This is a genomic window from Nocardioides agariphilus (genome assembly GCF_015352445.1).
Taxonomy (GTDB): Bacteria; Actinomycetota; Actinomycetes; order Propionibacteriales; family Nocardioidaceae; genus Nocardioides; species Nocardioides agariphilus.
Map to the genome: position 1 here is coordinate 1 of NZ_JADKPO010000016.1, position 22,014 is coordinate 22,014.

General features: G+C 70.0%; 26 protein-coding genes and 1 pseudogene. 10 read left to right on the top strand and 17 right to left on the bottom strand.

Annotated features, from left to right (window positions below; genetic code table 11):
- Window positions 1-358 precede the first annotated feature (358 nt).
- Window positions 359-1,429: a Glu/Leu/Phe/Val family dehydrogenase gene (locus ISU10_RS12905; protein WP_194696816.1), complete on the top strand. Its 1,071-nt coding sequence runs from the start codon at window positions 359-361 to the stop codon at window positions 1,427-1,429.
- A 39-nt stretch (window positions 1,430-1,468) separates the two neighbouring features.
- Here the strand turns inward: ISU10_RS12905 and ISU10_RS12910 are convergent, their stop codons facing one another.
- The 3 genes from ISU10_RS12910 to purF form a co-directional block, all read right to left on the bottom strand.
- Entirely contained in the window at window positions 1,469-1,654 is a 186-nt protein-coding gene (locus ISU10_RS12910; protein ID WP_194696817.1) for a DUF3073 domain-containing protein, read from the bottom strand.
- Window positions 1,655-1,822: 168 nt separating this feature from the next.
- Entirely contained in the window at window positions 1,823-2,893 is a 1,071-nt protein-coding gene (gene purM / locus ISU10_RS12915; protein WP_194696818.1) for a phosphoribosylformylglycinamidine cyclo-ligase, read from the bottom strand.
- A gap of 22 nt (window positions 2,894-2,915) precedes the next feature.
- Window positions 2,916-4,457 (bottom strand): amidophosphoribosyltransferase, encoded by a 1,542-nt coding sequence (gene purF, locus ISU10_RS12920; RefSeq protein ID WP_194696819.1) that lies wholly within the window; start codon window positions 4,455-4,457, stop codon window positions 2,916-2,918.
- 116 nt (window positions 4,458-4,573) lie between these two features.
- Here purF and ISU10_RS12925 point away from each other — a divergent pair, with 116 nt between their 5' ends.
- Window positions 4,574-5,437, top strand: coding sequence for a thioesterase family protein (locus ISU10_RS12925; protein WP_194696820.1), 864 nt, complete (start codon window positions 4,574-4,576; stop codon window positions 5,435-5,437).
- Here ISU10_RS12925 and ISU10_RS12930 read toward each other — a convergent pair.
- From ISU10_RS12930 to ISU10_RS12940, 3 genes are all read right to left on the bottom strand, one after another.
- A complete protein-coding gene (locus ISU10_RS12930; protein WP_194696821.1) occupies window positions 5,421-5,888 on the bottom strand; it encodes a MarR family winged helix-turn-helix transcriptional regulator in 468 nt (155 codons plus the stop codon). The genes ISU10_RS12925 and ISU10_RS12930 overlap by 17 nt on opposite strands.
- Window positions 5,885-6,256, bottom strand: a complete 372-nt coding sequence (locus ISU10_RS12935) for a cupin domain-containing protein (RefSeq protein ID WP_194696822.1) — start codon at window positions 6,254-6,256, stop codon at window positions 5,885-5,887. The genes ISU10_RS12930 and ISU10_RS12935 overlap by 4 nt, the downstream gene beginning before the upstream one ends.
- Before the next feature lie 75 nt (window positions 6,257-6,331).
- Window positions 6,332-7,678 carry a dipeptidase gene (locus ISU10_RS12940; RefSeq protein ID WP_194696823.1) on the bottom strand — a complete coding sequence of 449 codons (1,347 nt, stop codon included), beginning with the start codon at window positions 7,676-7,678 and terminating at the stop codon, window positions 6,332-6,334.
- A gap of 89 nt (window positions 7,679-7,767) precedes the next feature.
- On the opposite strand from ISU10_RS12940, the gene rocD reads away from it, so the two are divergent.
- Complete coding sequence (gene rocD, locus ISU10_RS12945; RefSeq protein ID WP_194696824.1) at window positions 7,768-9,009, top strand: ornithine--oxo-acid transaminase; 1,242 nt, start codon at window positions 7,768-7,770, stop codon at window positions 9,007-9,009.
- A gap of 60 nt (window positions 9,010-9,069) precedes the next feature.
- Here the strand turns inward: rocD and ISU10_RS12950 are convergent, their stop codons facing one another.
- The 4 genes from ISU10_RS12950 to ISU10_RS12965 are packed head-to-tail and all read right to left on the bottom strand — an operon-like array spanning window position 9,070 to window position 12,242.
- On the bottom strand, window positions 9,070-10,398 hold the full coding sequence (locus tag ISU10_RS12950) for a hypothetical protein (protein WP_194696825.1): 1,329 nt from the start codon (window positions 10,396-10,398) through the stop codon (window positions 9,070-9,072).
- Entirely contained in the window at window positions 10,391-11,302 is a 912-nt protein-coding gene (locus ISU10_RS12955; protein WP_194696826.1) for an NAD(P)-dependent oxidoreductase, read from the bottom strand. The genes ISU10_RS12950 and ISU10_RS12955 overlap by 8 nt, the downstream gene beginning before the upstream one ends.
- A 1-nt stretch (window position 11,303) precedes the next feature.
- On the bottom strand, window positions 11,304-11,663 hold the full coding sequence (locus tag ISU10_RS12960; RefSeq protein WP_194696827.1) for a sterol carrier family protein: 360 nt from the start codon (window positions 11,661-11,663) through the stop codon (window positions 11,304-11,306).
- 9 nt (window positions 11,664-11,672) lie between these two features.
- Window positions 11,673-12,242, bottom strand: a complete 570-nt coding sequence (locus ISU10_RS12965) for a winged helix-turn-helix domain-containing protein (protein WP_194696828.1) — start codon at window positions 12,240-12,242, stop codon at window positions 11,673-11,675.
- A gap of 81 nt (window positions 12,243-12,323) precedes the next feature.
- Here ISU10_RS12965 and ISU10_RS12970 point away from each other — a divergent pair, with 81 nt between their 5' ends.
- Window positions 12,324-13,601 carry an MFS transporter gene (locus tag ISU10_RS12970; RefSeq protein WP_194696829.1) on the top strand — a complete coding sequence of 426 codons (1,278 nt, stop codon included), beginning with the start codon at window positions 12,324-12,326 and terminating at the stop codon, window positions 13,599-13,601.
- A gap of 11 nt (window positions 13,602-13,612) precedes the next feature.
- Here ISU10_RS12970 and ISU10_RS12975 read toward each other — a convergent pair whose 3' ends face one another.
- Window positions 13,613-13,813: a hypothetical protein gene (locus ISU10_RS12975; RefSeq protein ID WP_194696830.1), complete on the bottom strand. Its 201-nt coding sequence runs from the start codon at window positions 13,811-13,813 to the stop codon at window positions 13,613-13,615.
- An 82-nt stretch (window positions 13,814-13,895) separates the two neighbouring features.
- Here ISU10_RS12975 and ISU10_RS12980 point away from each other — a divergent pair, with 82 nt between their 5' ends.
- Both ISU10_RS12980 and ISU10_RS12985 read left to right on the top strand, forming a co-directional pair.
- Window positions 13,896-14,522, top strand: coding sequence for a TetR/AcrR family transcriptional regulator (locus tag ISU10_RS12980; RefSeq protein ID WP_194696831.1), 627 nt, complete (start codon window positions 13,896-13,898; stop codon window positions 14,520-14,522).
- Window positions 14,519-15,148: a class I SAM-dependent DNA methyltransferase gene (locus ISU10_RS12985; protein ID WP_194696832.1), complete on the top strand. Its 630-nt coding sequence runs from the start codon at window positions 14,519-14,521 to the stop codon at window positions 15,146-15,148. The genes ISU10_RS12980 and ISU10_RS12985 overlap by 4 nt, the downstream gene beginning before the upstream one ends.
- Window positions 15,149-15,158: 10 nt before the next feature.
- Here ISU10_RS12985 and ISU10_RS12990 read toward each other — a convergent pair whose 3' ends face one another.
- Entirely contained in the window at window positions 15,159-17,210 is a 2,052-nt protein-coding gene (locus ISU10_RS12990) for a M3 family metallopeptidase (protein WP_194696833.1), read from the bottom strand.
- A gap of 32 nt (window positions 17,211-17,242) precedes the next feature.
- Complete coding sequence (locus ISU10_RS12995; protein WP_194696834.1) at window positions 17,243-18,466, bottom strand: MFS transporter; 1,224 nt, start codon at window positions 18,464-18,466, stop codon at window positions 17,243-17,245.
- Between the two features lie 129 nt (window positions 18,467-18,595).
- On the opposite strand from ISU10_RS12995, the gene ISU10_RS13000 reads away from it, so the two are divergent.
- From ISU10_RS13000 to ISU10_RS23580, 3 genes and pseudogenes are all read left to right on the top strand, one after another.
- Complete coding sequence (locus ISU10_RS13000) at window positions 18,596-18,850, top strand: hypothetical protein (RefSeq protein ID WP_194696835.1); 255 nt, start codon at window positions 18,596-18,598, stop codon at window positions 18,848-18,850.
- Window positions 18,851-18,963: 113 nt separating this feature from the next.
- A pseudogene (locus tag ISU10_RS24145) lies at window positions 18,964-19,233 on the top strand (nitrilase-related carbon-nitrogen hydrolase); the annotation flags it as partial.
- Window positions 19,234-19,307: 74 nt separating this feature from the next.
- Entirely contained in the window at window positions 19,308-19,754 is a 447-nt protein-coding gene (locus tag ISU10_RS23580; protein ID WP_267239161.1) for a nitrilase-related carbon-nitrogen hydrolase, read from the top strand.
- A gap of 28 nt (window positions 19,755-19,782) precedes the next feature.
- Here ISU10_RS23580 and ISU10_RS13015 read toward each other — a convergent pair whose 3' ends face one another.
- Together ISU10_RS13015 and ISU10_RS13020 are read right to left on the bottom strand one after the other, a co-directional pair.
- Window positions 19,783-20,124, bottom strand: coding sequence for a hypothetical protein (locus ISU10_RS13015; RefSeq protein ID WP_194696838.1), 342 nt, complete (start codon window positions 20,122-20,124; stop codon window positions 19,783-19,785).
- Window positions 20,125-20,239: 115 nt separating this feature from the next.
- Window positions 20,240-20,581 (bottom strand): YciI family protein, encoded by a 342-nt coding sequence (locus ISU10_RS13020; protein WP_194696839.1) that lies wholly within the window; start codon window positions 20,579-20,581, stop codon window positions 20,240-20,242.
- A gap of 65 nt (window positions 20,582-20,646) precedes the next feature.
- On the opposite strand from ISU10_RS13020, the gene ISU10_RS13025 reads away from it, so the two are divergent.
- Entirely contained in the window at window positions 20,647-21,108 is a 462-nt protein-coding gene (locus ISU10_RS13025) for a nuclear transport factor 2 family protein (protein ID WP_194696840.1), read from the top strand.
- Here ISU10_RS13025 and ISU10_RS13030 read toward each other — a convergent pair.
- Window positions 21,105-21,488, bottom strand: coding sequence for a YciI family protein (locus ISU10_RS13030; protein ID WP_228500759.1), 384 nt, complete (start codon window positions 21,486-21,488; stop codon window positions 21,105-21,107). The genes ISU10_RS13025 and ISU10_RS13030 overlap by 4 nt on opposite strands.
- A 76-nt stretch (window positions 21,489-21,564) precedes the next feature.
- Entirely contained in the window at window positions 21,565-21,987 is a 423-nt protein-coding gene (gene arfB / locus ISU10_RS13035) for an alternative ribosome rescue aminoacyl-tRNA hydrolase ArfB (protein WP_370865310.1), read from the bottom strand.
- Window positions 21,988-22,014 lie beyond the last annotated feature (27 nt).

The following is a 22,014-nucleotide window of genomic DNA, read 5'->3' on the forward strand; positions in this document are numbered from 1 at the left end:
CGGCAAGGTCGGCCGCCACCTGGTGCGGCACCTCACCGACGACGGTGCCCGCGTCGTGGTGACCGACGTCAACGCCGGGGCCCTGCTACGGGCCAGCGAGGAGCCGCGCGGCTGCCATGACCGTCGGTTGAGGAGGTTGCGCTAGCAACCTCACTCGTTACCCGGGCAAGCGCCCGTCAGACCCGTCTGTCTGCACACCTGGCTTCGAGACAGGCGCCAGCGCGCCTTCCTCGACCAGCGAGGAGCCGCGCGGCTGCAATAGGCTGGAGGCCTCGCACGTGCCTGCGATCCAGGACGGCGAGACCACCACGGACCGACTGCCGCCCACCCGACGCGGCTCCCACGAGAAAGTGGCCCTATGAGTGACGTCTTCGAGCTCGGCTCCGAGCATGAACAGGTCGTCTTCTGCAACGACCCGGCCAGCGGACTCCGCGCCATCATCGCCTTGCACAGCACGGCCCTGGGCCCCGGACTCGGCGGCACCCGCTTCTACCCCTACGGCTCGACCGACGAGGCTCTGCGCGACGTGCTCAACCTCGCGCGGGGGATGACCTACAAGAACGCGCTGGCCGGCCTCGACCTGGGCGGCGGCAAGGCGGTCATCATCGGCGACCCCTCGACCGACAAGTCCGAGGAGCTGCTGCGCGCCTACGGCAGGTTCGTGCAGTCGCTCAACGGCCGCTACCTCACCGCCTGCGATGTCGGCACCTACTCGGTCGACATGGACGTCGTAGCTCGCGAGTCGCGCTTCGTCACGGGTCGCACGGTCGCCAACGGCGGCGCCGGCGACTCCTCGGTGCTCACCGCGTACGGCGTGTTCCAAGGCATGCGCGCATCCGCCGAGGCGGTCTGGGGCGAGCCCACCCTCGCCGGCCGCACCGTCGGCATCGCCGGCGTCGGCAAGGTCGGCCGCCACCTGGTGCGGCACCTCACCGACGACGGTGCCCGCGTCGTGGTGACCGACGTCAACGCCGAGGCCCTGCTACGGGTCAGCGAGGAGTTCCCTGACGTCAAGGGCGTCTCGTCCACCAAGTCCCTGCTCGCGGAGCGACTCGACGTCTACTCCCCCAACGCCCTGGGCGGCGCACTCACCGACGAGGTCGTCGAGACGCTGACGGCCAAGATCGTGTGCGGCGGTGCCAACAACCAGCTCGCGCACGCCGGCGTGGAGAAGCGGCTCGAGGAGCGCGGAATCCTCTACGCGCCCGACTTCTGCGTGAACTCCGGCGGGGTCATCCAGGTCGCCGACGAGCTGCACGGCTTCGACTTCGAACGGGCCAAGCAGCGCGCCAGCGGCATCTTCGAGACCACCCGCAAGGTCTTCGAGGTGGCCCGCACCGACGGCGTACCTCCCGCCATCGCTGCCGACCGTCTCGCCGAGCGCCGGATCCGCGACGTGGGTCGGCTGCGAGGGCTCTACCTCCGCTGAGCCACGCCTGAGCAGTGCCTGCCCAGCAGTCAGGGAGGGTCAGTCGCGCCGGGGCTCGGCGTAGTCAGCCCACTGATCGAGGTCAGGACCGTCGTCCTGCTCGTCGGAGCCCGGGTCGTCGCCGTGTAGCTCCTTGGCCAACGCCCCGAAGTCCGTCTCGTGAGTGCGGTACTTCAGGTCGCGGGCGACCTTCGTCTGCTTCGCCTTGGCACGGCCGCGCCCCATAGGGTCGACCCCCTCGCACTTGGCCGGGGCTCACGCTCGTGCGGGCACACCGGTCTGATCGGTATCTGTCGTGGCCCCAACGCTACCTGGTGCCGGGCTGTTCCTGCACATAGACGTCCGCGAAATCGCTCACAGCCGACTCGCCGCTCGCTGGTCGAGGGCGCCGGCCTACCAACCCGGGTGCTGACCTACCAACGAAACGGTGCCACCGGAGTCACGGTCGGGCGCGGAGGCGACCTCGCCGGCGACCCAGGCGCGTACGTCGTGCTCGGCCAGCGCGGCGACAGCGGCGTCGGCGGCGTCCGGGGCGACGAGGGCCACCATCCCGACGCCGCAGTTGAGGGTGGCCTCGAGGTCGGGCTGGGGTACCTCGCCCACCTGGCGCACCAGGTCGAAGACAGGGCCGGGGGTCCAGGTGGCGCGGTCGATCGTGACCGCGACCTCGACCGGGAGCACGCGGGCGAGGTTGGCGGCCAGGCCACCGCCGGTGACGTGCGACATCGCGTGCACCTGCACCCTGTCGGCGAGGTCGAGGCAGGCCTTGGCGTAGACGCGGGTCGGCTCGAGGAGCTCCTCGCCGAGCGTGCGGCCGAGCCCGGGCACATCGCGGTCGAGGGCCCAGCCAGCACCTGCCTCGGAGAGCAGCACGTGCCGCACCAGGGAGTAGCCGTTGGAGTGGAGACCGCTGGAGGCCATGGCGACCACCACGTCGCCCGGACGCACCCGGTCGGGCCCGAGCAGGCGCGAGGCCTCGACCACTCCCGTCGTGGATCCGGCGACGTCGTACTCGTCGGGCTCCAACAGCCCGGGGTGCTCGGCGGTCTCTCCTCCGATGAGGGCGCAACCCGCCTCGACGCAGGCCTCGGCGATGCCCTTGACGATCGCGGCGATCCGCTCGGGGACGACGCGACCGGTGGCGATGTAGTCGGTGAGGAACAGCGGCTCGGCGCCGCACACCACGAGGTCGTCGACGAGCATGCCGACCAGGTCGAAGCCGATCGTGTCGTGCTTGTCCATCGCCTGGGCGATCGCGACCTTGGTGCCGACGCCGTCGGCGGAGCTCGCGAGCAGGGGCCGGTCGTACTTCTTCAGGGCGCTGGCGTCGAAGAGCCCGGCGAACCCGCCGATGCCGCCGACCACCTCGGGCCGACTGGCCTTCTCGACCCAGGTGCGCATCAGCTCGACGGCCTTGTCACCGGCGGCGATGGAGACCCCGACGGCGGCGTACGAGTCGGTCACTGGCCCATCCTCACGATCAGCCTCACGGGTTGTTGAGCACGGGGAGCGCCGCGGTGTACGACGGTGACACGGACGGGGCCTCCAGCAGGTGCTTGCCCAGCAGCCGCTCGTCGGGCAGCTCGATCGGGTAGCGGCCGGTGAAGCACGCCGAGCAGAGTCGGTCCTCGGTCTGGCCGGTCGCCTCGATCATGCCGTCGAGCGAGATGTAGCCGAGCGAGTCGGCGCCCACACTGGCGGCGATCTCGTCGACGTCGAGGCCGTTGGCGATCAGCTCGGCACGGGTGGCGAAGTCGATGCCGTAGAAGCACGGCCACTTCACCGGCGGTGAGGAGATGCGGACGTGCACCTCGGTTGCGCCTGCCTCGCGGAGCATCCGCACCTGGGCGCGCTGGGTGTTGCCGCGCACGATCGAGTCGTCGACGACGATGATGCGCTTGCCGCGGATCATGTGCTCCAGAGCGTTGAGCTTGAGCCGGATGCCGAGCTGGCGCAGCGTCTGGCTGGGCTGGATGAAGGTGCGGCCGACGTAGGCGTTCTTGACGAAGCCTTGCCCGTAGGGGATGCCGGACTCCTCGGCGAACCCGACGGCAGCCGGCGTGCCGGACTCGGGCACGGGGATCACCAGGTCTGCCTCGACCGGGTGCTCGCGGGCCAGCCGCCGACCCATCTGGACGCGGGCCTCGTGCACGTTGCGGCCGCTGATGGTGGCGTCGGGCCGGGCGAGGTAGACGTACTCGAAGACGCAGCCCTTGGGCTCGGGCTCGGCGAACCGGTGGGAGCGGAGGCCGTTCTCGTCGATCACGAGCAGCTCGCCAGGCTCGACCTCACGGACGACGCTGGCACCGACGGTCGCCAGGGCGGAGTCCTCGGAGGCCACGACCCAACCGCGGGCCAGGCGGCCGAGGACGAGCGGACGAATGCCCTGCGGGTCGCGGGCGGCGTAGACGGTGTCCTCGTTCATCCAGACGAACGAGAACGCACCCTTGAGCTGCGGCAGCACCTCGAGCGCTCGCTGCTCGAGGGTGGTGTCGGGGTGGTGGGCCAGCAGCGCGGTGACCAGGCCGGTGTCGTTGGTGGAGGCGTCGCCGCCCTGTCGCAGGTGCAGGTCCAGCTCGTCCTGCTCCTTGGGCAGCAGCTCGACCATCTGCTTGAGCTCGTGGGTGTTGATCAGGTTGCCGTTGTGGCCGAGCGCGATCGAGCCGCCGTGGCTGGCGCGGAACGTCGGCTGCGCGTTCTTCCAGGAGCTCGAGCCGGTCGTGGAGTAGCGGCAGTGGCCGATGGCGATGTGGCCCACCAGGCTCGACAGCGTGGACTCGTCGAAGACCTGCGAGACCAGCCCCATGTCCTTGTAGACCAAGATCTGCCTGCCGTTGCTGACCGCGATGCCAGCCGACTCCTGGCCCCGGTGCTGCAGCGCGTAGAGCCCGAAGTACGTGAGCTTGGCGACGTCCTCGCCCGGGGCCCAGACCCCGAACACACCGCAGTGGTCCTGGGGCCCCTGGTCCTGCGGGTCGAGTGCCAACGTCAGCCGTCCGTCGCCGCCTCTGCGGCCGGTGGGGTGCACGCGGTCAGTCTAGGCGCCGATACGCGTCGTACTGCATTCGCCACTGCGAGCCCCGTCGACGATGAGGGCCTGGACGCGCAAGGACACCCCGCCACGATGTCTGGTTGTCTGGGCAGGTGCACGCGAATTCCCGGCGACACAGCTACCAGTGCCAGCTCAGGCGCGCCGACCTCCACGGCGACGGCACCGTCGGCAACGTGTTCTACGTCGACTACCTCCAAGAGGCGCGGCTCGCGCTGCTGCGCCACCACGACACCTCCCCGACTCCCAATCCCGGGGAGGGCCTGGTCGTGGTGCGCACGGTGGTCGAGTACGTGCGACCGATGCGGCTCGACGACGCGCCGGTGACCGTCGAGACGTGGGTGACCGAGATCAAGGCCGCGTCGTTCACGATGGGCTACGAGGTGAGCACCGCGGCGGGCACGCACGCGCTGGCGACCACGACCCTGACGCCCTTCGTGTTCGCCGAGTCCCGCCCCCGTCGCCTCGCCCCCGACGAGCGTGAGCGCCTGGCCTCACACCTTGAGGACGCTCCGTTCGAGGACAGCCGCCGTCGGCCCGACCCGTGGAGCGGACCGTCCCACCAGCGGCCGATCCACGTGCGCTTCTCCGACATCGACCTGCTCGGTCACGTCAACAACGTCCGCTACTTCGACTACGTCCACGAGGGCTACGCCGAGGTGCTGACCGGCGTCTTCCAGGAGGCCCGGGTCGAGGGCACGGTCGAGACCGTCGTCGTGCGCAGCGAGATGGACCACCTGCGCCAGGTGGACCTGCGCCCCGAGCCGTACGCCGTGTGGTCGCGGATCGTGGCCGTCGGCCGCACCTCGGTGACGCTGGAGTCCGAGGTCCGCGACGGCGACCAGGTGATGGCCAGGTCTCGCGTCGTCGAGGTCAACGTCGACGCGCAGGGCTCCCCCACCCACTGGCACCCACGCCACCGCGAGCTGTTCGAGGCGCGGCTCAGCCGGTCGGCCTGACCGTGGGGAACGCGCCGCCGTGGGTCGCCAGGACCACCTCGGTGAGGGTCTTGTGCAGGCGGGCGACAGCCTGCGTGCCGACCAGGTTCGCCCACTCGCCCTCGAGCTCACCGTAGATGCCCTCGACCGCGGCCAGGAGCTCGCGGCCCCGCGGCGCGAGGGCGATGGTGCGCTGCCGAGCGTCGGAGGCGGGGGCGACGCGCGTGACGTAGCGGCCTTCGACCATCTGGTCGATCAGCTTGGACGTGGCCTGCTTGCTGACGCCCAGGAGCGCAGCGAGGTCGGTGACCTTGGCATCGGCGTCGCGCAGGGCCAGCAGGACGAAGCCGTACGCCGGTCGGACGTCGTCCCAGCCCCGCTCCGCCAGGCGCCGATGGAGGCCGTCGATCAGCTGCCGGTAGGCGACCGCCAGCAGCCGTGCGATCGGGACCTCGTCGACCGGGTCGCTCATCGAGCCCACGGCGGGGTGAAGCGGCCTTCGGCCGTGACTGCCTCGCCACCGACGGGCAGGCAGCAGAGAAGGCGCAGGACGTGCTCGCCCTCGTTGGCGATCTCGAACGGCACGTCGGGAGGTACGACGATCGCGTCACCGACGCCGGCACGGCCGTGGACTCCGTCGACCGAGGTGGCCGCAGCCCCGTCGAGCACCACGAAGACCTCCTCGCGGGTCAGCGAGTGAGGAGTGGCAGGGACCCCGGGATCGATCTCCACGATCCACACGGAGGTCTCGCTGCTGCCCCGACTCGGCGTCGCCAGGGAGGTGAAACGGGTGCCGCCCAGGTCATGGGTCGGCTGCTCGGGTGCGGTGATGACGCTCATCACGATCCTTTCGTCAACTTGGTTGACGAAAGGCTAGGTGCTCCTCGCGCAATCGTCAACCAAGTTGACGATCGGTCAGCCGAGGTTGCGCAGCAGGAGCGCTTCGGCGAGCAGCACCTTCTCGAACTCCGCGAGGTGCAGGCCCTCGTTGGCGCCGTGGGCACGGGTGTCGGGGTCCTCGACTCCCGTCACCAGCACCGACGCCTGCGGGAACGTCTCCAGGAACTCCGCGATGAACGGGATCGACCCACCCACGCCCATGTCGACCGGCGCGGTGCCGTCCCAGGCCTCGGTGAACGCGGCGCGTGCGGCGTCGTACGCCGGGCCCGTTGCGTCGATCTGCGTGGCCTCGCCGGTGTCGACGGTGGTCATCGACAGCTCGGCGCCCCACGCGACGTGCTTCTCGAGGTGCTCGCGCAGTCGCGCCTCGGCGTTGGCCGTGGTGTCACCGGGCGCGATCCGCATCGAGATCCGGCAGCGCGCAGCGGGCACCAGCGTGTTGGATGCGCCTGCCACCTTGGGGCCGTCGAGTCCGGTGATCGACAGGGCCGGCTTGGTCCAGAGTCTCTCCACGGTCGAGCCGTCACCGATCCACTCGATCGACGCCACCGCTCCGGACTCGGCGCGCAGTCGTGCCTCGGGGTAGTCGACGTCGGCGGCCGGGCCGGAGTGCAGCCCCTCGACGGCCACGTTGCCGCGGTCGTCGTGCAGCGTCGCGATCAACCGGGCCAAGGTCATCAGCGAGTCGGGCACCAGACCGCCCCACATGCCGGAGTGGACCGCGTGGGTCAGCGTGCGGACCTCGACGTCCATGCGCACCAGCCCGCGAAGCGAGGTGGTGAGGGCCGGCTCGCCGATGTCCCAGTTGCCGGAGTCGGCGATCACGATGACGTCGGCCCGCAGGTCCTCGAGGTTCTCGCGCAGCAGTGCGGGCAGGGACTCGGAGCCGATCTCCTCCTCGCCCTCGATGAAGAAGGCGAGGTTGACCGGCAGGTCGTCTCCGAAGATCCGCAGAGCGGCGACGTGCGTTGCGATGCCGGCCTTGTCGTCGGCGGCGCCGCGGCCGTAGAGCCGGTCGCCGCGCTCGGTCGGCTCGAAGGGCGGGGAGTCCCAGTCGGCGTGGTCGTTCTCGGGCTGGACGTCGTGGTGCGCGTAGAGCAGCACCGTCGGGGCCCCGTCGGGACCCTGCTTGTGCGCGATCACCGCAGGGCCGCCACCCTCGGCCGAGGTGATGCGCGCGGTGCAGCCCTCGGCCTCCAGCAACGCGGCCACGGCCTCGGCCGACCGGCGTACGTCGGCTGCCCGCTCGGGGTCGGCGCTCACCGACTCGATGCGCACCAGGTCCTCGAGGTCTCGGCGTACGCCGGGAAGTACCTGCTGCACGCGGGCGCGAAGCTCGTCGATCGTGGGAGTGGTCGCCATGCACCGGACCCTAGCGAGGGCAGGAACACGCCCAGACTTTGTCAGACAATGTTTTGTCTTCCGGGCCGTGCGTGAGCGAGGATGCAACCATGACGAGCACGACGACCGCCCAGTCACTTGCCGGGCGCACGCAGCAACACATCGCCCTCACCGAGCAGTACGCCGCTCACAACTACCACCCGCTGCCCGTCGTGCTCGCCGAGGGCCACGGTGCCTGGGTCACCGACGTCGACGGCAAGCGCTACCTCGACTGCCTGGCCGGCTACTCGGCCCTCAACTTCGGTCACGGCCACCCGCGCCTGCTGGCTCGTGCCCACGAGCAGCTCGACAAGCTGACGCTGACGAGCCGGGCCTTCTTCAACGACCAGCTCGGGCCGTTCGCCCAGGCGCTGGCCGAGCTGACCGGCAAGGACCTGATCCTGCCGATGAACTCCGGCGCCGAGGCCGTCGAGACCTCGATCAAGGTCAGCCGCCGCTGGGGGTACGACGTCAAGGGCGTCGCGGAGGCGCAGGCCTCCATCGTGGTGATGGAGGGCAACTTCCACGGCCGCACCACCACGATCGTCAGCTTCAGCAACGACTCCGACGCGACGGTGGGCTACGCGCCCTACACCCCCGGCTTCCGGATGGTCCCCTACGGCGACATCGCCGCGATGCGCGCCGCGATCGACGAGACGACGGTCGCCGTGCTCCTCGAGCCGATCCAGGGAGAGGGCGGCGTGATCATCCCGCCGGAGGGCTTCCTGCGCGAGGTGCGTGCGCTGTGCACCGAGACCAACGTGCTGATGGTCGCCGACGAGATCCAGTCGGGTCTCGGCCGCTCCGGCACCACGTTCGCCTGTGACCACGAGGGCGTCGTCCCCGACATCTATGTGCTCGGCAAGGCGCTCGGCGGCGGCATCTACCCCGTGTCCGCGATCGCGGCCGACCACGACGTGCTCGACGTGATCACGCCCGGCAGCCACGGCTCCACCTTCGGCGGCAACCCGCTCGCTGCGGCCATCGGCCACGAGGTGGTCGCGATGCTGCAGACCGGCGAGTTCCAGGCAGCCGCCGTGCGCCTCGGTGAGCGCCTCGAGGCAGGCCTCGCGCCGCTCGTGGGCAACGGCTTCGACGCGGTGCGCATCCGGGGACTGTGGTGCGGCATCGACATCACCGACGGCGTGGCCACTGGCCGCCAGGTCACCGAGGCCCTGTTGCAGCAGGGCGTCCTGGCCAAGGAGGCCCACGGCCAGACCGTTCGCCTCGCCCCGCCGCTCGTCGCCACCGACGACGACATCGACACCCTCGTCGAGGCCTTCAAGACGGTGATGGCCGAATTCCGAGCTTGATCCACGCGTGATGTCCGAGTCTGCGGCGCACCTGGTGCGCCTCAGACCCGGACATCCTTGCTAGTCCGAGCCGTCGTCGAACTTGCCGTCGTCGAACATGCCCATCAACACTCCGACGCTGTCGAGACCGAGCTCCGTCACTCTGACGCGATCGCCGATGACCCGGAACAGGCCGCAGTCCTCGAAGTGGAACATCGCGAGATCGAGTCGCTCCTGCCACCCGAGTGCACTCAGTCCACGCAGGCTCGGAGGGCACCGAGAGTCCCACCACTCCCGAACCTCAGCCACGGGGATGGCGTCGTCTGCCAGGGCAGGCATCGCGATCAGACCCAGGAGTGGCTCCACGCGGTAGCTGCCCAGTCGCCTGCACAGGCTCGCGACCAGTGTCAGCCCGAACACCACCCACTCCTCATCCTCCCTCGGCCGCTCCCATGCGGAGTGGGCACGCCGTGAGCCGACCGAGACCATCCCCGTCTCGACCATCGGCCACCACAAGCGGTCGAGTGGCAGACAGTCCCCAGCGCTGTGCCAGGAGTGCAACGCAGCTTCCGCCCTGACGCGGTCAATCTCGGCATCGTCGGGAGTCTGACGCTCGCCGTACGTGAGCCGATCCCACTCGCGTTCCCAGGGCCAGAGGTCGAGCGCGCCGTAAGCCTCGCGCGCGACAGCCGGACGCAGCAGCCCCGCTTGGGTGACGTCTCGTCCAGGTTCCAGCCACTCGGCGAGAGCCAGGCACTGACGTAGGAACGACGACCCCCGCACATCGCGAGCAGACTCTGCGACCACGCCCCGTCGCAACGGGGGCTCGTCGTAGTCATCGTCCGGCAGGTTGTTGACCATCCGGGTCCAGTCCTGACCGCGCGCACTCTTGGGGGAGGCATCGGGCATCAGCCGGAAGCGCTCTTCCTGGGGCAATGCGTTCCAGGCCTCCTGGACCGCGTCCAGCCGTCGCCGCAGTTCGTCGAGGTCGGCGGCGCCGTCGAGCTCGATACCGATCGAGCGCCCGAACTCACCGAGCACCCGGCCTTGCGAGTGCCGCGACGGGTCGTCGTAGGCCTGCGTCATCTTCGGCAACGCCCGTTTCATCTCCTTGCGAAGCTCGGCCGGGCTCGCCGAGCCTGCCGACATCCGACCGGTGGCCCTCAGGAATCCCCACAGGCAGTCCAAGGTCTCGCCGAGCAGCTGGCCGTCCGGAGGGGGCGAGCCGTACGCCGGCCAAGTGACGAGCAGCAGTCGCTCCGCGGCGCCAGGTGGCCAGTCGCCTGTCGGAAGCTCGTCATTGACCCAGCGAAGGTCCAGGATCTGTTCCAGGACGCCCGCATCCAACGGTCGCTTCTTCTTCTCCGCCCAGGCGATCGCGTGCCGAATGAGCAAGTCGTGCTCACCCACGGGTCTGTCCGCTCACCAGGTTGCCGAGAGGCCGGCCGGCGACGTAGCGCTCGAGCTGGTCGCGCAGCAGGGTGCCCATCCGGGGCAGCATCGCCGTCGTACCTCCCGCGACGTGCGGGGTGACGAGCACCCCGGGTGCTGACCAGAGCGGGTGGCCGTCGGGGAGCGGCTCGGGGTCGGTGACGTCGAGCGCGAACCGCAGGCGGTCGGCCTCGGCGATCACCGCGGAGGTGTCGAGCAGTGGCCCGCGGCCGACGTTGACCACCAGGCAGCCGTCGCAGAGACGCGCGAGGAACGCTGCATCGACCAGGTGGTGCGTGGCAGAAGACAACGGGAGTACGACGACCACGACGTGCTGCGCAGCCCAGTCGACGTCGGCGTCGGTGACGACCCGGCCGACGAGGTCGTCGTCGCGCGGAGAGGTCGCGACCGCGGTGACGCGCGCACGGCAGGCCAGCAGCCGAGCGGCCAGCGCGCGTCCGATCGAGCCATAGCCCAACACAGTCACGTTCGAGTCGGCGAGCGAGCGCGTCTCCCGCCCGCGGTGCCAGTGCCCGTGCTCGCGGACCGCCCGGTCGATGCCGCGCAGGGACGCGATGGTCAGACCCAGCGCGAGCTCGGCGGTCGCGTCGTCGTGGACCCCGCGGGCGTTGGCGAGCAGGACCCCGTCAGGCAGGTGCTCGGCGATGCCGTCGACGCCTGCGGTCTGCGTCTGCACGACAGCCAGGGCTGGCAGCGCGTCGAGGCGATCGAGCGTCATCTTGGCGTTGCGGTAGTCGAGGACGACCAGCTCGATGTCATCACGCAGGGGCGACTCGCTGCCGTCCCACACGACGTACTCGACTCCGTCGACTTCTCCCGCCGTCTCGGCGAGGCGGGCGAACGGAACGCTGACCACGACCATCTCAGGCCCCTGACGTCAGCGGGAGGTACGGCGACAGGTCGGCCCGCTCCCCGCTCGCGCGCAGCAGTCCGGCGGCCTCTGCCGCGGTCCAGGACAGGGAGCCCGTCGCCAGCGCTATCCACGTGGAGGCGTCGGTCTCCACGACCGCCGGGGGGGTGCCGCGGGTGTGGCGGACGCCCGGGATCGCTTGCACGGCGGCGTAGGGCGGCACGCGCACCTCGACCGACCTCCCGGGCTCGCGCGCCTCGAGCACCGCCAGGTAGTGCTTGACGAGCAGCCGCGTCTGCTCGTCGCTGCGGGGCGAGGCCGACAGGGCATCGCGAACGGCCTCGGCCGGAGCAGGTCGCAGGCGGGCAGGCACCGCCCCAGCCTAGGACTCCACCTCGGGAGCCGGCTGGAGCACCCAGAGCACCTCGTAGGTGCGGCCCGACTTGGCCTGCTTCTTCTCGCGCCACTCATCGACGAGGTCGTTGATCTCGCCCGCGAGCGCCTTGGCCTCGGCCTTGGTCAGCCGGAGTGCGTGGGTGCTGACCGCGACCGTGACGTCCTTGCCCTTCTCGGGCTGGTCGGCGCGGTCGATCGCAGCGTGGGCCGCGGCGGTCCACGAGCGACGGAACACCGCGACCGCGGCCTTGCCTCCTGACTGTCCCTCGAGGTCCTCGAGGTTGACGCTGAGCCCGCTCTCGTGGACCACTCGCCAGACGCGGTCGCGACCGTCGCGGGCGAGCTCGGGGGCCTCCTCGACCAGCCCGTACTTCGCCAGCTGACGCAGGTGGAAGGACGCCTGGTTGGCCGGGATGCCCAGCCGCTCTGCCACGTCTGCTGCGCGCATCGGCCCCCCGGCGCTCATCTCCTCGAGGATCCGGTTGCGCATCGGGTGGGCGATGCCGCGCAGCATCCGGACGTCGGTGAGCCTGGGGATCTCCCGTGGGGATGCCATGCGCCCATCCTAGCCAGTCCCGCACGATTCATTGCGCACGTGTTCTTGCGCATATGTAGTTGCGCACGTATCGTTGCGCATATGACCGGCTACCGCGAGCTCTCCAAGAACCGCGACTTCACGATCCTCTGGACCGGCCAGACGATCAGCGACCTGGGCAGCCAGGTGAGCTTGTTCGCCTTCCCGCTGGTGACCTACGCGCTCACCGGCTCGGCGCTGTGGGCAGCAGTGGTCGAGGCGGCCTTCCTGATCGGGCTGTGCGGCGCGCTGCTGCCCGCTGGCGTGCTCGCTGACCGGGTCGATCGCAAGCTGCTGATGCGCGCGGCCAGCGGTGGCGGCGCGCTGCTCTACGCATCCTTGGCCGTCGCCGGCCTCCTCGGCACCCTGACCATCCCGCACCTCGTCGCGGTCGGCCTGCTGACCGGTGTCGCCACCGGGCTGTCGGGTCCCGCCGAGATGTCGGCCGTGCGGTCCGTCGTACCCCGCGAGCTGCTGCCCACCGCGTTCAGCCAGAGCCAGGCCCGCCAGCACGTCGGTGCGCTGCTCGGCGGTCCGCTCGGCGGCGTCCTGTACGGCGTCACCCGCTGGCTGCCGTTCGCCTTCGACGCCGTCACGTTCGCGGCGTACTGGCTGCTCGCCGGCCGCCTGCGCACCGACCTCTCGGCGCCCGCCGACCAGCCGCGCCGCAGTCCCCGCCAGGACATCGCCGAGGGCTTCCGGTTCGTGCTGTCGTGGCCCTACTTCCGGGCCCTCATCGTCTGGTCGGCCTCGATCAACCTGCTGGTCAACGCGATGTTCTTCGTGGCGCTGCTACGGCTGGTACAGGAGGGCTTCGACCCGAAGGCCATCGGCCTGGTCTCCACCGCGGCTGGCGTGTCGGGCATCCTCGGCGCCCTGGCTGCTCCCTGGATCATCGACCGGATGGCGACCGGTGCGCTGTTGGTGACCGTGGCGTGGAGCTTCGTGCCGATCGTGGTGCCGATGGTGCTGTGGAACAACCCGGCCGTCGTCGCCGCGGCGCTGGCCTTCGGGCTGTTCCTCAACCCGGCCGGCAATGCGGGCGGTCAGACCTACCGGATCGCGCACACCCCGTCCGAGCTCCAGGGCCGCGCCGCCTCGGCCTCGTCGTTCATGTCTACCTCGGTGATGTGGCTGGCGCCGCTCCTGGGCGGCGTACTCCTCGAGACCGTCGGCGGCCCTGCAGCCGTCGCCGTCATCGGCGGTCTCGTCGCCCTCGTCGCGCTGGTTCCCACGCTGTCCACCAGCATCCGCTCGGTCCCCCGCCCAGCCGTCTGGCAGGCCGAGCTCGCCGGGAGGGACGCCGTCCGTGACGAACGTGCTGTCTCGACGGCCGTTTGACGACACGTTCGTCACTGACGGCGAGGGCAGGTCTCCCGGTACGGCTCGGACGTGAAGGCGTTGCTCCACTCCTCCTGATCGAGGTTGCGGCCGGCGACCCGGCAGGCGTAGGCCAGCCAGGCGCCGGGATCGGTGTCCCAGCGGAACATCTGCCCGCTGGTTGAGGAGGTTGCGCTAGCAACCGTCTCGAAACCAGCTGCCAGCGCTCTCACCTCGACCCCGCTGCTTGACGCCCGTCAAGCATTGCTTTGACGTCTGTCCAGCAGGGTCTGTTCGGGCGCTACCCTGACGCCCGTGACCGCCGCCGTCGAAACTGCTCGGGGCACTCGTCGTACCCCTGCCGACAAGTACGACGAGCGCCGCACCCAGCTGGCGATCTCCGCCCTCGAGACCCTCGGCGAGCTCGGTTACGCGCGCACCTCGCTGCGCGAGATCGCCAACAACTCCGAGTTCTCCCACGGTGTCGTGCACTACTACTTCGCCGACAAGTTCGAGCTGATCACCCACTGCGTGCGCCACTACAAGTCCCAGTGTGTGACGAGGTACGACGGCCTGGTCGCCGAGTCCCGCACGGCCGAGGAGCTGCTCGCGAGGTTCGCCGACAAGCTCGTCGAGACCATGACGACCGAGGCCCCGGTGCACCGCCTGTGGTACGACCTGCGCACCCAGTCGATGTTCGAGGAGCAGTTCCGCCCCGACGTGCTGCTGATCGACGCGACCCTGCAGGAGATGATCGGCCGGGTCGTGACGACGTACGCCGAGCTGGCCGGCCGGCCTCTCACCATGGACGTCGCCACGATCTATGCCCTGCTCGACGGCGTCTTCGAGAAGGGCCTGCTCGCCCACCTGGTCGGCGACCGTGGCGCCTCGTCCGACCTGCGAGCCAGAGTCAGCGACCTCCTGCCGAGGCTCCTGGGTTGACGATCGGCGACTGGCTGAACCAGAGCTCGGGTGACCCCGGCGAGGTAACGGGCCGCTACGACCGGTGGGCGCAGACCTATGACACCGACCTCGCGTCGTGGTCCTACCAAGCACCGGCTCGGGTGGCCACGACCGTGCTCACCCGGCTCCCCGATGCCGAGTCGGTGCTCGACGTCGGCTGTGGCACCGGACTCGTCGGCAGGGAGCTGCGCGCCCGCGGATACGCGGGCCGCCTCGTCGGCCTCGATCTCTCGCAAGCCTCCCTCGATGTCGCCCGCGAGCGCGGCGGCTACGACTCCCTCGAGCGCGCGGATCTCCAGCAGCCACTGGCCCTTGACGACGACGGGTTCGACGCAGTCATGTGCGTCGGCGTGATGACCTACCTCCCGGACGTCGAGTCCGCGTGGCGCGAGTTCGCCCGGCTGGCACGACCCGGCGGCCTCGTGATCGCCACGCAGCGCGAGGACCTCTGGCCGGAGCGGGACTGCCAGGCGATCGTGGATCGGATGGTCGACGACAGCGTGCTCGCGTCCTACGAAGTCGTCGGCCCCGCGCCGTACTTGCCGGATGGGTACGGCGGGACGCCTGCGGTCAGCTGCTACTACCTGGCAGCGGTTGTCAGCTGAGGCGGCGGGATCAGGCCTCGGACTCGTCGCGTCCCGCGGGGTCGTTGAGGCCGTGTCGTCGCAGCAGTGGCTCGATTACGGCGTCGCGTCCGCGGAACTCCCGGTAGGACGCGAGCGGATCGCGCGACCCACCGATGCCGATCACGTACGTCCGGAACCGTTCCCCGTTGGCGCGGGTCAGGCCGCCGTTCTCGGTGAACCACTCGACCGTGTCGGCGTCGAGCACCTCGCTCCAGATGTAGGCGTAGTAGCCCGCGCTGTACTCGGCGCTGGCGAAGATGTGCGCGAAGTACGGCGAGGAGTAACGCGGCGGGACCGCCGCGATGTCCAGCCCGACCGCGGCGAGGGCAGCCGCCTCGAAGGCCGCGACGTCCCCGATGTCCGCGTCGGCAGGGATCTCGTGCCAGGCCAGGTCGAGCAGCGCCGCGGCCAGGTACTCGGTCGTGTGGTACCCCTCGTTGAACGTGCGAGCGGCCTCCAGCCTCTCGACGACGGCGGCCGGGAGCTGCTCGTGGGTCTCGACGTGGACGGCGTAGTTGGCCAGGACCTCGGGCCACAGCATCCACATCTCGTTGACCTGGCTCGGATACTCGACGAAGTCGCGGAAGACCGAGGTGCCGGCTGCCTTCGGGTACCTGACTCGAGCGAGGAGACCGTGGAGGGCGTGGCCGAACTCGTGGAAGAGCGCCTGCGTCTCGTCGTAGGTCAGGAGGGTCGGCTCCCCCTCGGCAGGCTTGGGGACGTTCAGGTTGTTCACCACGACCGCAGTCGGCATGTCAAGCAGCGCGGACTGGTCCACCAGGCTCTCCATCCACACCCCGCCGCTCTTGGAGTCCCTGGTGTAGAGGTCCAGCAGGTAGAGACCCACCGGGCTCCCGTCCTCTTCGCGGACCTCGAAGACCCGGACCTCCGGGTGGTAGCCGACGAGATCGGAGCGTTCGGTGAAGCTGATGCCGAACAGGCTGGTGGCGGCGAAGAAGACGCCGTCGTGCAGCACCCGCTCGGCCTCGAAGTAGGGCCGGATCGCCGCGAGGTCCACGTCGTACTCCGCCTCGCGGACGCGCTCTGCGAAGAACGGCCAGTCCCAGGCCTCGATCGGGAAGCCTGCCTGGCCTTCGAGAGCCCGCTGCTCGGCACGCGCGTTGCGAGCGGCTGGCGCCGCCAGCCGATCCAGGAGATCGCGGACGGCCCGGGGCGCGCCCGCTGTGTTGTCGGCAGTTGTCACCGATGCGTGGTTGGCGAACCCGAGGATCCGAGCGCGCTCGGCGCGCAGGCGCACCATCTGGAGCAGGGTGCCTCGTGTGTCATGGTCGTTGCCTCTGCTGCCCCGCGCCCGCTGCGCCTCGTAGAGGCGGCGCCGGGTCTCACGACTCGTGAGTGCGCCGAGGTAGGGGTGGGCGGTCGGCAGCTGGAGAGTGACGACGTACTTCCCGTCCAGACCACGGTCCCTCGCCGCGGTGGCCGCGGCTGACAGCTCGCCCGCCGTCAACCCATCGAGGTCGGCCGCGGCGTCCACCACCAGCGCCAGGTCGTTGGTGTCGGCGTTCAGGGCCTGCTCGAAACGGGCTTGCAGCGTGGAGAGCTGGGCGTTGATCTCCTTCACCGACTGCTTCTGTTCGGGCGAGAGTCCCGCTCCGGCCAGGGTGAACTCGGTGTGGTACCGCTCGACGAGGTACTGCTGCTCGGCATCGAGCGTCGCGCGATGCTCGTGCACGACGCGGATGCGCTCGAAGAGTGCCGGGCTGAGCCTGATGGCATCCTCGTGTGCAGCGAAGAGAGGGGCGTACGTCGTCTGCAGCTCCTCGATACGGCTGTTGCTGTCCGCCCTTGCCTTGTTGAAGAACACCTTGGTGGCGCGCCGCAGCAACTGCCCGCTGCGCTCCAGCCTCTCGATGGTGTTGGCGAAGGTCGCGCTCTCGGGATCGCCCACGATCGCTTCGACTTCGGCGGCCTGTTCGGCCATGCCGCGGTCGAAGGCAGGAGCGAAGTGCTCGTCGGTGATGTCGTCGAAGGGCGGCAGGCCGAACGGCAGCCCACTGGGAGTGAAGAAGGGGTTGCCCACCCAGCGACTCTAGGCAGCGGAGACGGGCGCGCCTAGGTGGATCCAGCGGCGTCCATCTCGGCGGTGTCCATCGCGCGGTCGCTGACGGCGCTCATGCCGAGCAGCAGGCTGACGCTGGCGAGGGTGCCGATCGCGAACACCCAGCGAAGGCCGAGCGTCTGCCCCAGGACACCTCCGATGGCCGCACCGATGGGCATGCTGCCGTAGGCCACCAAGCGATACCCGGCGTTCACTCGTCCGATCAGGTGCTCCGGAACGATCCGCTGTCGCAGGGAGACCGTGATGACGTCCCAGCACATCTCACCGATGCCGGCGACCGCGAGCACACCGACCACCAGGATCGGCTGGGTGAGCAGCGGCGCCGCGCAGGTCGCCGCAGCCGCCAGCACGCCCAGCCGCAGGAGCCAGGCCCGCCCCACCTTGCGCTGTAGCCGCTGGACGCTGAACGCCCCGATCACACAACCGACCGCCCCGGCCGACAGCAGGAGTCCGAACGCGAACGGTGACAACCCCATCGGTCCCGGATCCACCGCGAACACGGGCAAGACCGAGAGGGCGGCAAACACCGAGAGGTTCATCCCGCCGACCAGGAGGGCCAGGGTTCGCAACAGAGGGCTGTCCCACAGATATCGCAGCCCCACCTGGATGTCGGTGAGCAGCCTGCTCCTCGGGGAGTCGGCGGGCCTCGCCAGGAACCGACCCGTCATCAGCGCGATCGCGAGTGCCGCCAGGAGGTAGCAGACAGCGCTGCTCAAGAACGCGAGCGTGATGGCGATCCCGACGAGGAACCCGCCTACTGGTGGGCCCGCGAACCGGTTGAACAACACCTCCGCCGCGAACAGCCGACTGTTGCCACGAGACAGGCCGGCGCCGGAGACGAGCATCGGCAACGTCGATCCGGCGGCCGTGTCGAAAAGGGTCTCGCAGATCCCGAGGGCGAAGGCCGCGACGTAGAGGACCCAGATCTGCTCGGACTCGTAGGCGGCGATGACGGCGAGCAGCCCGATGAGCGCGAACCGGCCGAGGGAGACGTTGAGCATGATGCGTCGCCGATCGAGCCGGTCGGCCAGCGCGCCCGCGTGGAGCGCGAAGACGAGCCAGGGCAGTCTGGCCGCCAGCACCACGCCCGCGATCGCAGCCGGCGACCTGGTGATCTGCAGGGCCAGCAGGGGCAGGGCCACGACGAACATGCCGTCCGAGAGGTTCGACAGCGCTGTCGCGCTCCACAGGCGCTGGTAGTTGCGACCGAGCGTCATCGAGGCTCTTCGGGGTTGTTGCCGGCGTTCACCCCGGGCATGGCGACACCGTAGCGGCGTCCTCACGGCACGCGGAACACTCACTGAAGGGCGGTGCGCCAGTACGCCCTCGGCGTGGGATAGTTCGCCGTGGCCAGATCGAGGAAGTCCTTGGCGGCCTCGGCCGGCGGATGGTTCCTCGTGGCTCTCCTGGCCGCGGTGGTCGGAACCATCACTGACGGCACGGATGCAGACTGGCTGTCGGAGCTGATGGTCTACCCGGCCGGCTTGGGCGTGGGTTGGGGACTGGTCAACGTCGTCCGGGCGCTGCTGCCGGACCGATGGCGCACAGCCCGGTCTCGACAGGCGCCTGAACATCGGGGATCCGACCCGGGCGAGAACTGACGCAATTCCCCTCTCGGCCCGCCGGCTTCGCTGTGGCATCCTGACCCGAGTCTCGGCCGATCGGGGGAGAAGGTTGATGACGTAAGTACGTGTGGCGGCTGTGCAGGCCACCAATGAGCTCATGGACCGCGAGGCGACGAGATGCCGACTGGTTCGAGCTGTTCGCGGAGAACGCCGTCGCCGTACCCAGCGCGGCGACCGACCGACTCGGCGCCATCGCCAGGGAGCACGGCGTCTGGATGGTCGTCGGCGTCTCTGAGCGCGAGCCCGGCGCCGGCACGATCTACAACACGCTGCTCTACTTCTCCCCCGAGGGGACTCTGGTCGAGAAGCACCGCAAGCTCGTGCCGACGGGGTCCGAGAGGACCGTCTGGGGCATGGGCGACGGGTCGACGCTGCGGGTCGTCGAGACGCCGTTCGGCCGGCTCGGCGGGCTGATCTGCCCTGGGAGAACTACATGCCCCTGGCGCGGTTCCACCTCTACGCCCAGGGGGTCGACATCGGGGTGGCGCCCACGCTCGCCGGCGGGGACGCCTGGGTCGCGACGATGCGCCACCTGGCCCGCGAGAACCGGATGGACGTCGTGGGCGTCAACCCGGTCCTGCACGCCGACCGCGTGCGCGCCGACTTCCCGCACCGCGACCGGCTCCTTCCCGACGCCTACGTCGCCGACTGCAACTCATGGGTCGAGCCCGGCAACACCGTGATCGTCGGCTCGGACGGCGGTGTCGTGGCCGGTCCCGTACGCGAACGGGAGGAGACCCTCATCGCCGACCTCGACGTCGGCGCCGTACGGGCCGCCCGGCGGATGCTCGACCCGGTCGGTCACTACAACCGGCCCGACGTCTTCCGGCTCCACGTCGACACCTCGCCGCGGCCACCCGTCGTCGTGGAGTCGTTCTGACGCTACGGCCCCACGACGTGCCGCCCGGTCAGCCGAGCAGTCCGACCAGGTTCAGGGCGAGGAACCCACCCGCGATGACGAGGGCCACGATGACCGGGGTGCGGCCCTCGGGGTGCCCGTGACCTTGGGCCCGGTGCCCGAGATGCCACACGAGCAAGGTCGGCAGCGCGAACACCAGAGTCGCTGGCAGCCCAGCCATCAAGGCCGTCGCCACCGGTGGGGACGGGTCATCGATGTGTCCCATCGCGGCGAGCAGTCCCTCACCGATGACGAACGCCGCGACCAGGGACGGAGCGAACAGCGCGATCGACCACCAGGCGCGACGCACGTCGCGGTCGTGAGCAGCGGGCGGAACGTGGTGAAGGGACATCGTGCCCACCTCCACTCCCACCGTTCTGCGGCCACGTCGCGACGGCTAGAGGAGTGGGCGGGCAGCAGTCAGGACGTTGGTCCCGGACCTTGCGTCACCCCAGGAGGAGCGCAGGTCACGACTCCGCGTCGTACATGATCTCGCGTACCTCCTGGGCGCACCGGCACGCTGCCGCGATCTTCGCCGCCCAGTCGAGCGCCTCCTCGCGGGTGTCGACCTCGATGATCGAGAAGCCGCCGACCACGGCCTTGGTCTCGGGGAAGGGGCCGTCGGTGATCGACCCGTCGGGTGCTGCGATGCCCGCCTGCTGGCGCTGCACGCCGCCGCCCCAGATCCACTTGCCCTGGTGCTTGAGCTCGCGGACGACAGCACGCGACTCGACGCCCGCCTTGCCCCAGTCCTCCTCGGGGATGTGGTCCATCGAGCCGTCGTCGAACGAGATCAGGTATCGCGGCATGTCTTCCTCCTGGTTGCTGCTCTACGGTGGCGGACGCCGAAGGTCCGTTGAGTCAAGGAGTCCTCATGGTCGAGCCTCGCCCGCCTCTGCCGCCGTTCACCGCTGAGACCGCTGCCCGGAAGGTGCAAGCCGCCGAGGACGCATGGAACACCCGCGACCCCGAGCGCGTCGCGCTGGCCTACACACCCGACTCGGTGTGGCGCAACCGCGACACCTTCGTGCAGGGTCGGTCCGAGATCGTCGCGTTCCTGACGGCGAAGTGGGACAGGGAGCGGGAGTACGCCCTCCGAAAGGCCCTGTGGAGCTTCACCGACAACCGCATCGGCGTCCGCTTCCAGTACGAGTGCCGCGACGCCGACGGGCAATGGTGGCGCAGCTATGGCAACGAGCTGTGGGAGTTCGACGCGAACGGCCTCATGGCGCGCCGCGAGGCGAGCATCAACGACTTGCGCATCGACGAGTCGGAGCGGCGCATCTTCGGGCCCCGCCCCGAGGCCGAGCACGGCGTCGACTTCCCGCTGCACTAAACCTCGGCGCGCACGCGGTTGTGCGGGAACTTGTGGACCTCTTGCGGCCAGCCGACCGCGACCGCGATCCGGCCCGCCCAGTACTTCGCCCGCTCGTCGTCGGCCACGTCGACCACGCAGAAGCCGCCGAGGTGCTCCTTGGTCTCCGCGAACGGTCCGTCGGTGAAGACCGGCTCCCCGCTGCTCGGGTCGACACTGCAGATCGCGGTCGAGGCGTCGATGCCACCGTCGCTGAAGACGAACTCGCCGGCAGCCGTGATCTCCTCGATCACTGCCCGCGCGGCCCTGCCCCGCTCGCGCAGGTCGTCCATCTCCATGATGGGCGTCCACTCGTCGTTGAACATGATCAGGTAGGTCGCCAAGACGGATCCTCTCCTCATGGGCGGCCTTCGTGGCTGCCCGTCATCTCCTCCACGAACAGACCTGCTCCGATCCGACAGGTCCACGGAAGGAATTTCACTCCCAGCCTCCCTGACGACCCTGCTTGGTCGCTCCCCGCCGCTTCTTCTCGGCGAGCCGGCGCTCCTGGCTGCCACGTGTGGGCTTGGTCGGACGGCGCTTGCGGGGCGGCGCCTTGGCTGCCTCTCCGAGAACCTCCACGAGACGCTCGCGCGCGGCTCGGCGGTTGGCCAGCTGCGTGCGGTGCTCGCTGGCGACGATCGTGAGCACGCCGTCGACCAGACGGCCGCTCAGCCGCTCGAGCAACCTCGCTCGCAGGGTCGGTGAGATGCCTGGCGCCTGCGCGACGTCGTACGACAGCTCCACGCGGCTGTCGGCGGTGTTCACGCCCTGGCCACCGGGTCCGCCCGACCGGCTGAACCGCTCGGTCAGGTCCCCCGCCCTCACGACCAGCGAGCTGCTGATCACCAGGTCGTCCACATCCCCATTGTGGACGGCGGCGGGGTA

Excerpts from the sequence above, each read along its gene's own strand:
- ISU10_RS12905 (WP_194696816.1), top strand. The coding sequence starts at position 359 with ATGAGTGACGTCTTCGAGCTCGGCTCCGAGCATGAACAGGTCGTCTTC.
- ISU10_RS12910 (WP_194696817.1), bottom strand. The coding sequence starts at position 1,654 with ATGGGGCGCGGCCGTGCCAAGGCGAAGCAGACGAAGGTCGCCCGCGAC.
- ISU10_RS12930 (WP_194696821.1), bottom strand. The coding sequence starts at position 5,888 with ATGAGCGACCCGGTCGACGAGGTCCCGATCGCACGGCTGCTGGCGGTC.
- ISU10_RS12935 (WP_194696822.1), bottom strand. The coding sequence starts at position 6,256 with ATGAGCGTCATCACCGCACCCGAGCAGCCGACCCATGACCTGGGCGGC.
- ISU10_RS12940 (WP_194696823.1), bottom strand. The coding sequence starts at position 7,678 with ATGGCGACCACTCCCACGATCGACGAGCTTCGCGCCCGCGTGCAGCAG.
- rocD (WP_194696824.1), top strand. The coding sequence starts at position 7,768 with ATGACGAGCACGACGACCGCCCAGTCACTTGCCGGGCGCACGCAGCAA.
- ISU10_RS12955 (WP_194696826.1), bottom strand. The coding sequence starts at position 11,302 with ATGGTCGTGGTCAGCGTTCCGTTCGCCCGCCTCGCCGAGACGGCGGGA.
- ISU10_RS12965 (WP_194696828.1), bottom strand. The coding sequence starts at position 12,242 with ATGGCATCCCCACGGGAGATCCCCAGGCTCACCGACGTCCGGATGCTG.
- ISU10_RS12970 (WP_194696829.1), top strand. The coding sequence starts at position 12,324 with ATGACCGGCTACCGCGAGCTCTCCAAGAACCGCGACTTCACGATCCTC.
- ISU10_RS12995 (WP_194696834.1), bottom strand. The coding sequence starts at position 18,466 with ATGACGCTCGGTCGCAACTACCAGCGCCTGTGGAGCGCGACAGCGCTG.
- ISU10_RS23580 (WP_267239161.1), top strand. The coding sequence starts at position 19,308 with ATGCCCCTGGCGCGGTTCCACCTCTACGCCCAGGGGGTCGACATCGGG.
- ISU10_RS13015 (WP_194696838.1), bottom strand. The coding sequence starts at position 20,124 with ATGTCCCTTCACCACGTTCCGCCCGCTGCTCACGACCGCGACGTGCGT.
- ISU10_RS13020 (WP_194696839.1), bottom strand. The coding sequence starts at position 20,581 with ATGCCGCGATACCTGATCTCGTTCGACGACGGCTCGATGGACCACATC.
- ISU10_RS13025 (WP_194696840.1), top strand. The coding sequence starts at position 20,647 with ATGGTCGAGCCTCGCCCGCCTCTGCCGCCGTTCACCGCTGAGACCGCT.
- ISU10_RS13030 (WP_228500759.1), bottom strand. The coding sequence starts at position 21,488 with ATGAGGAGAGGATCCGTCTTGGCGACCTACCTGATCATGTTCAACGAC.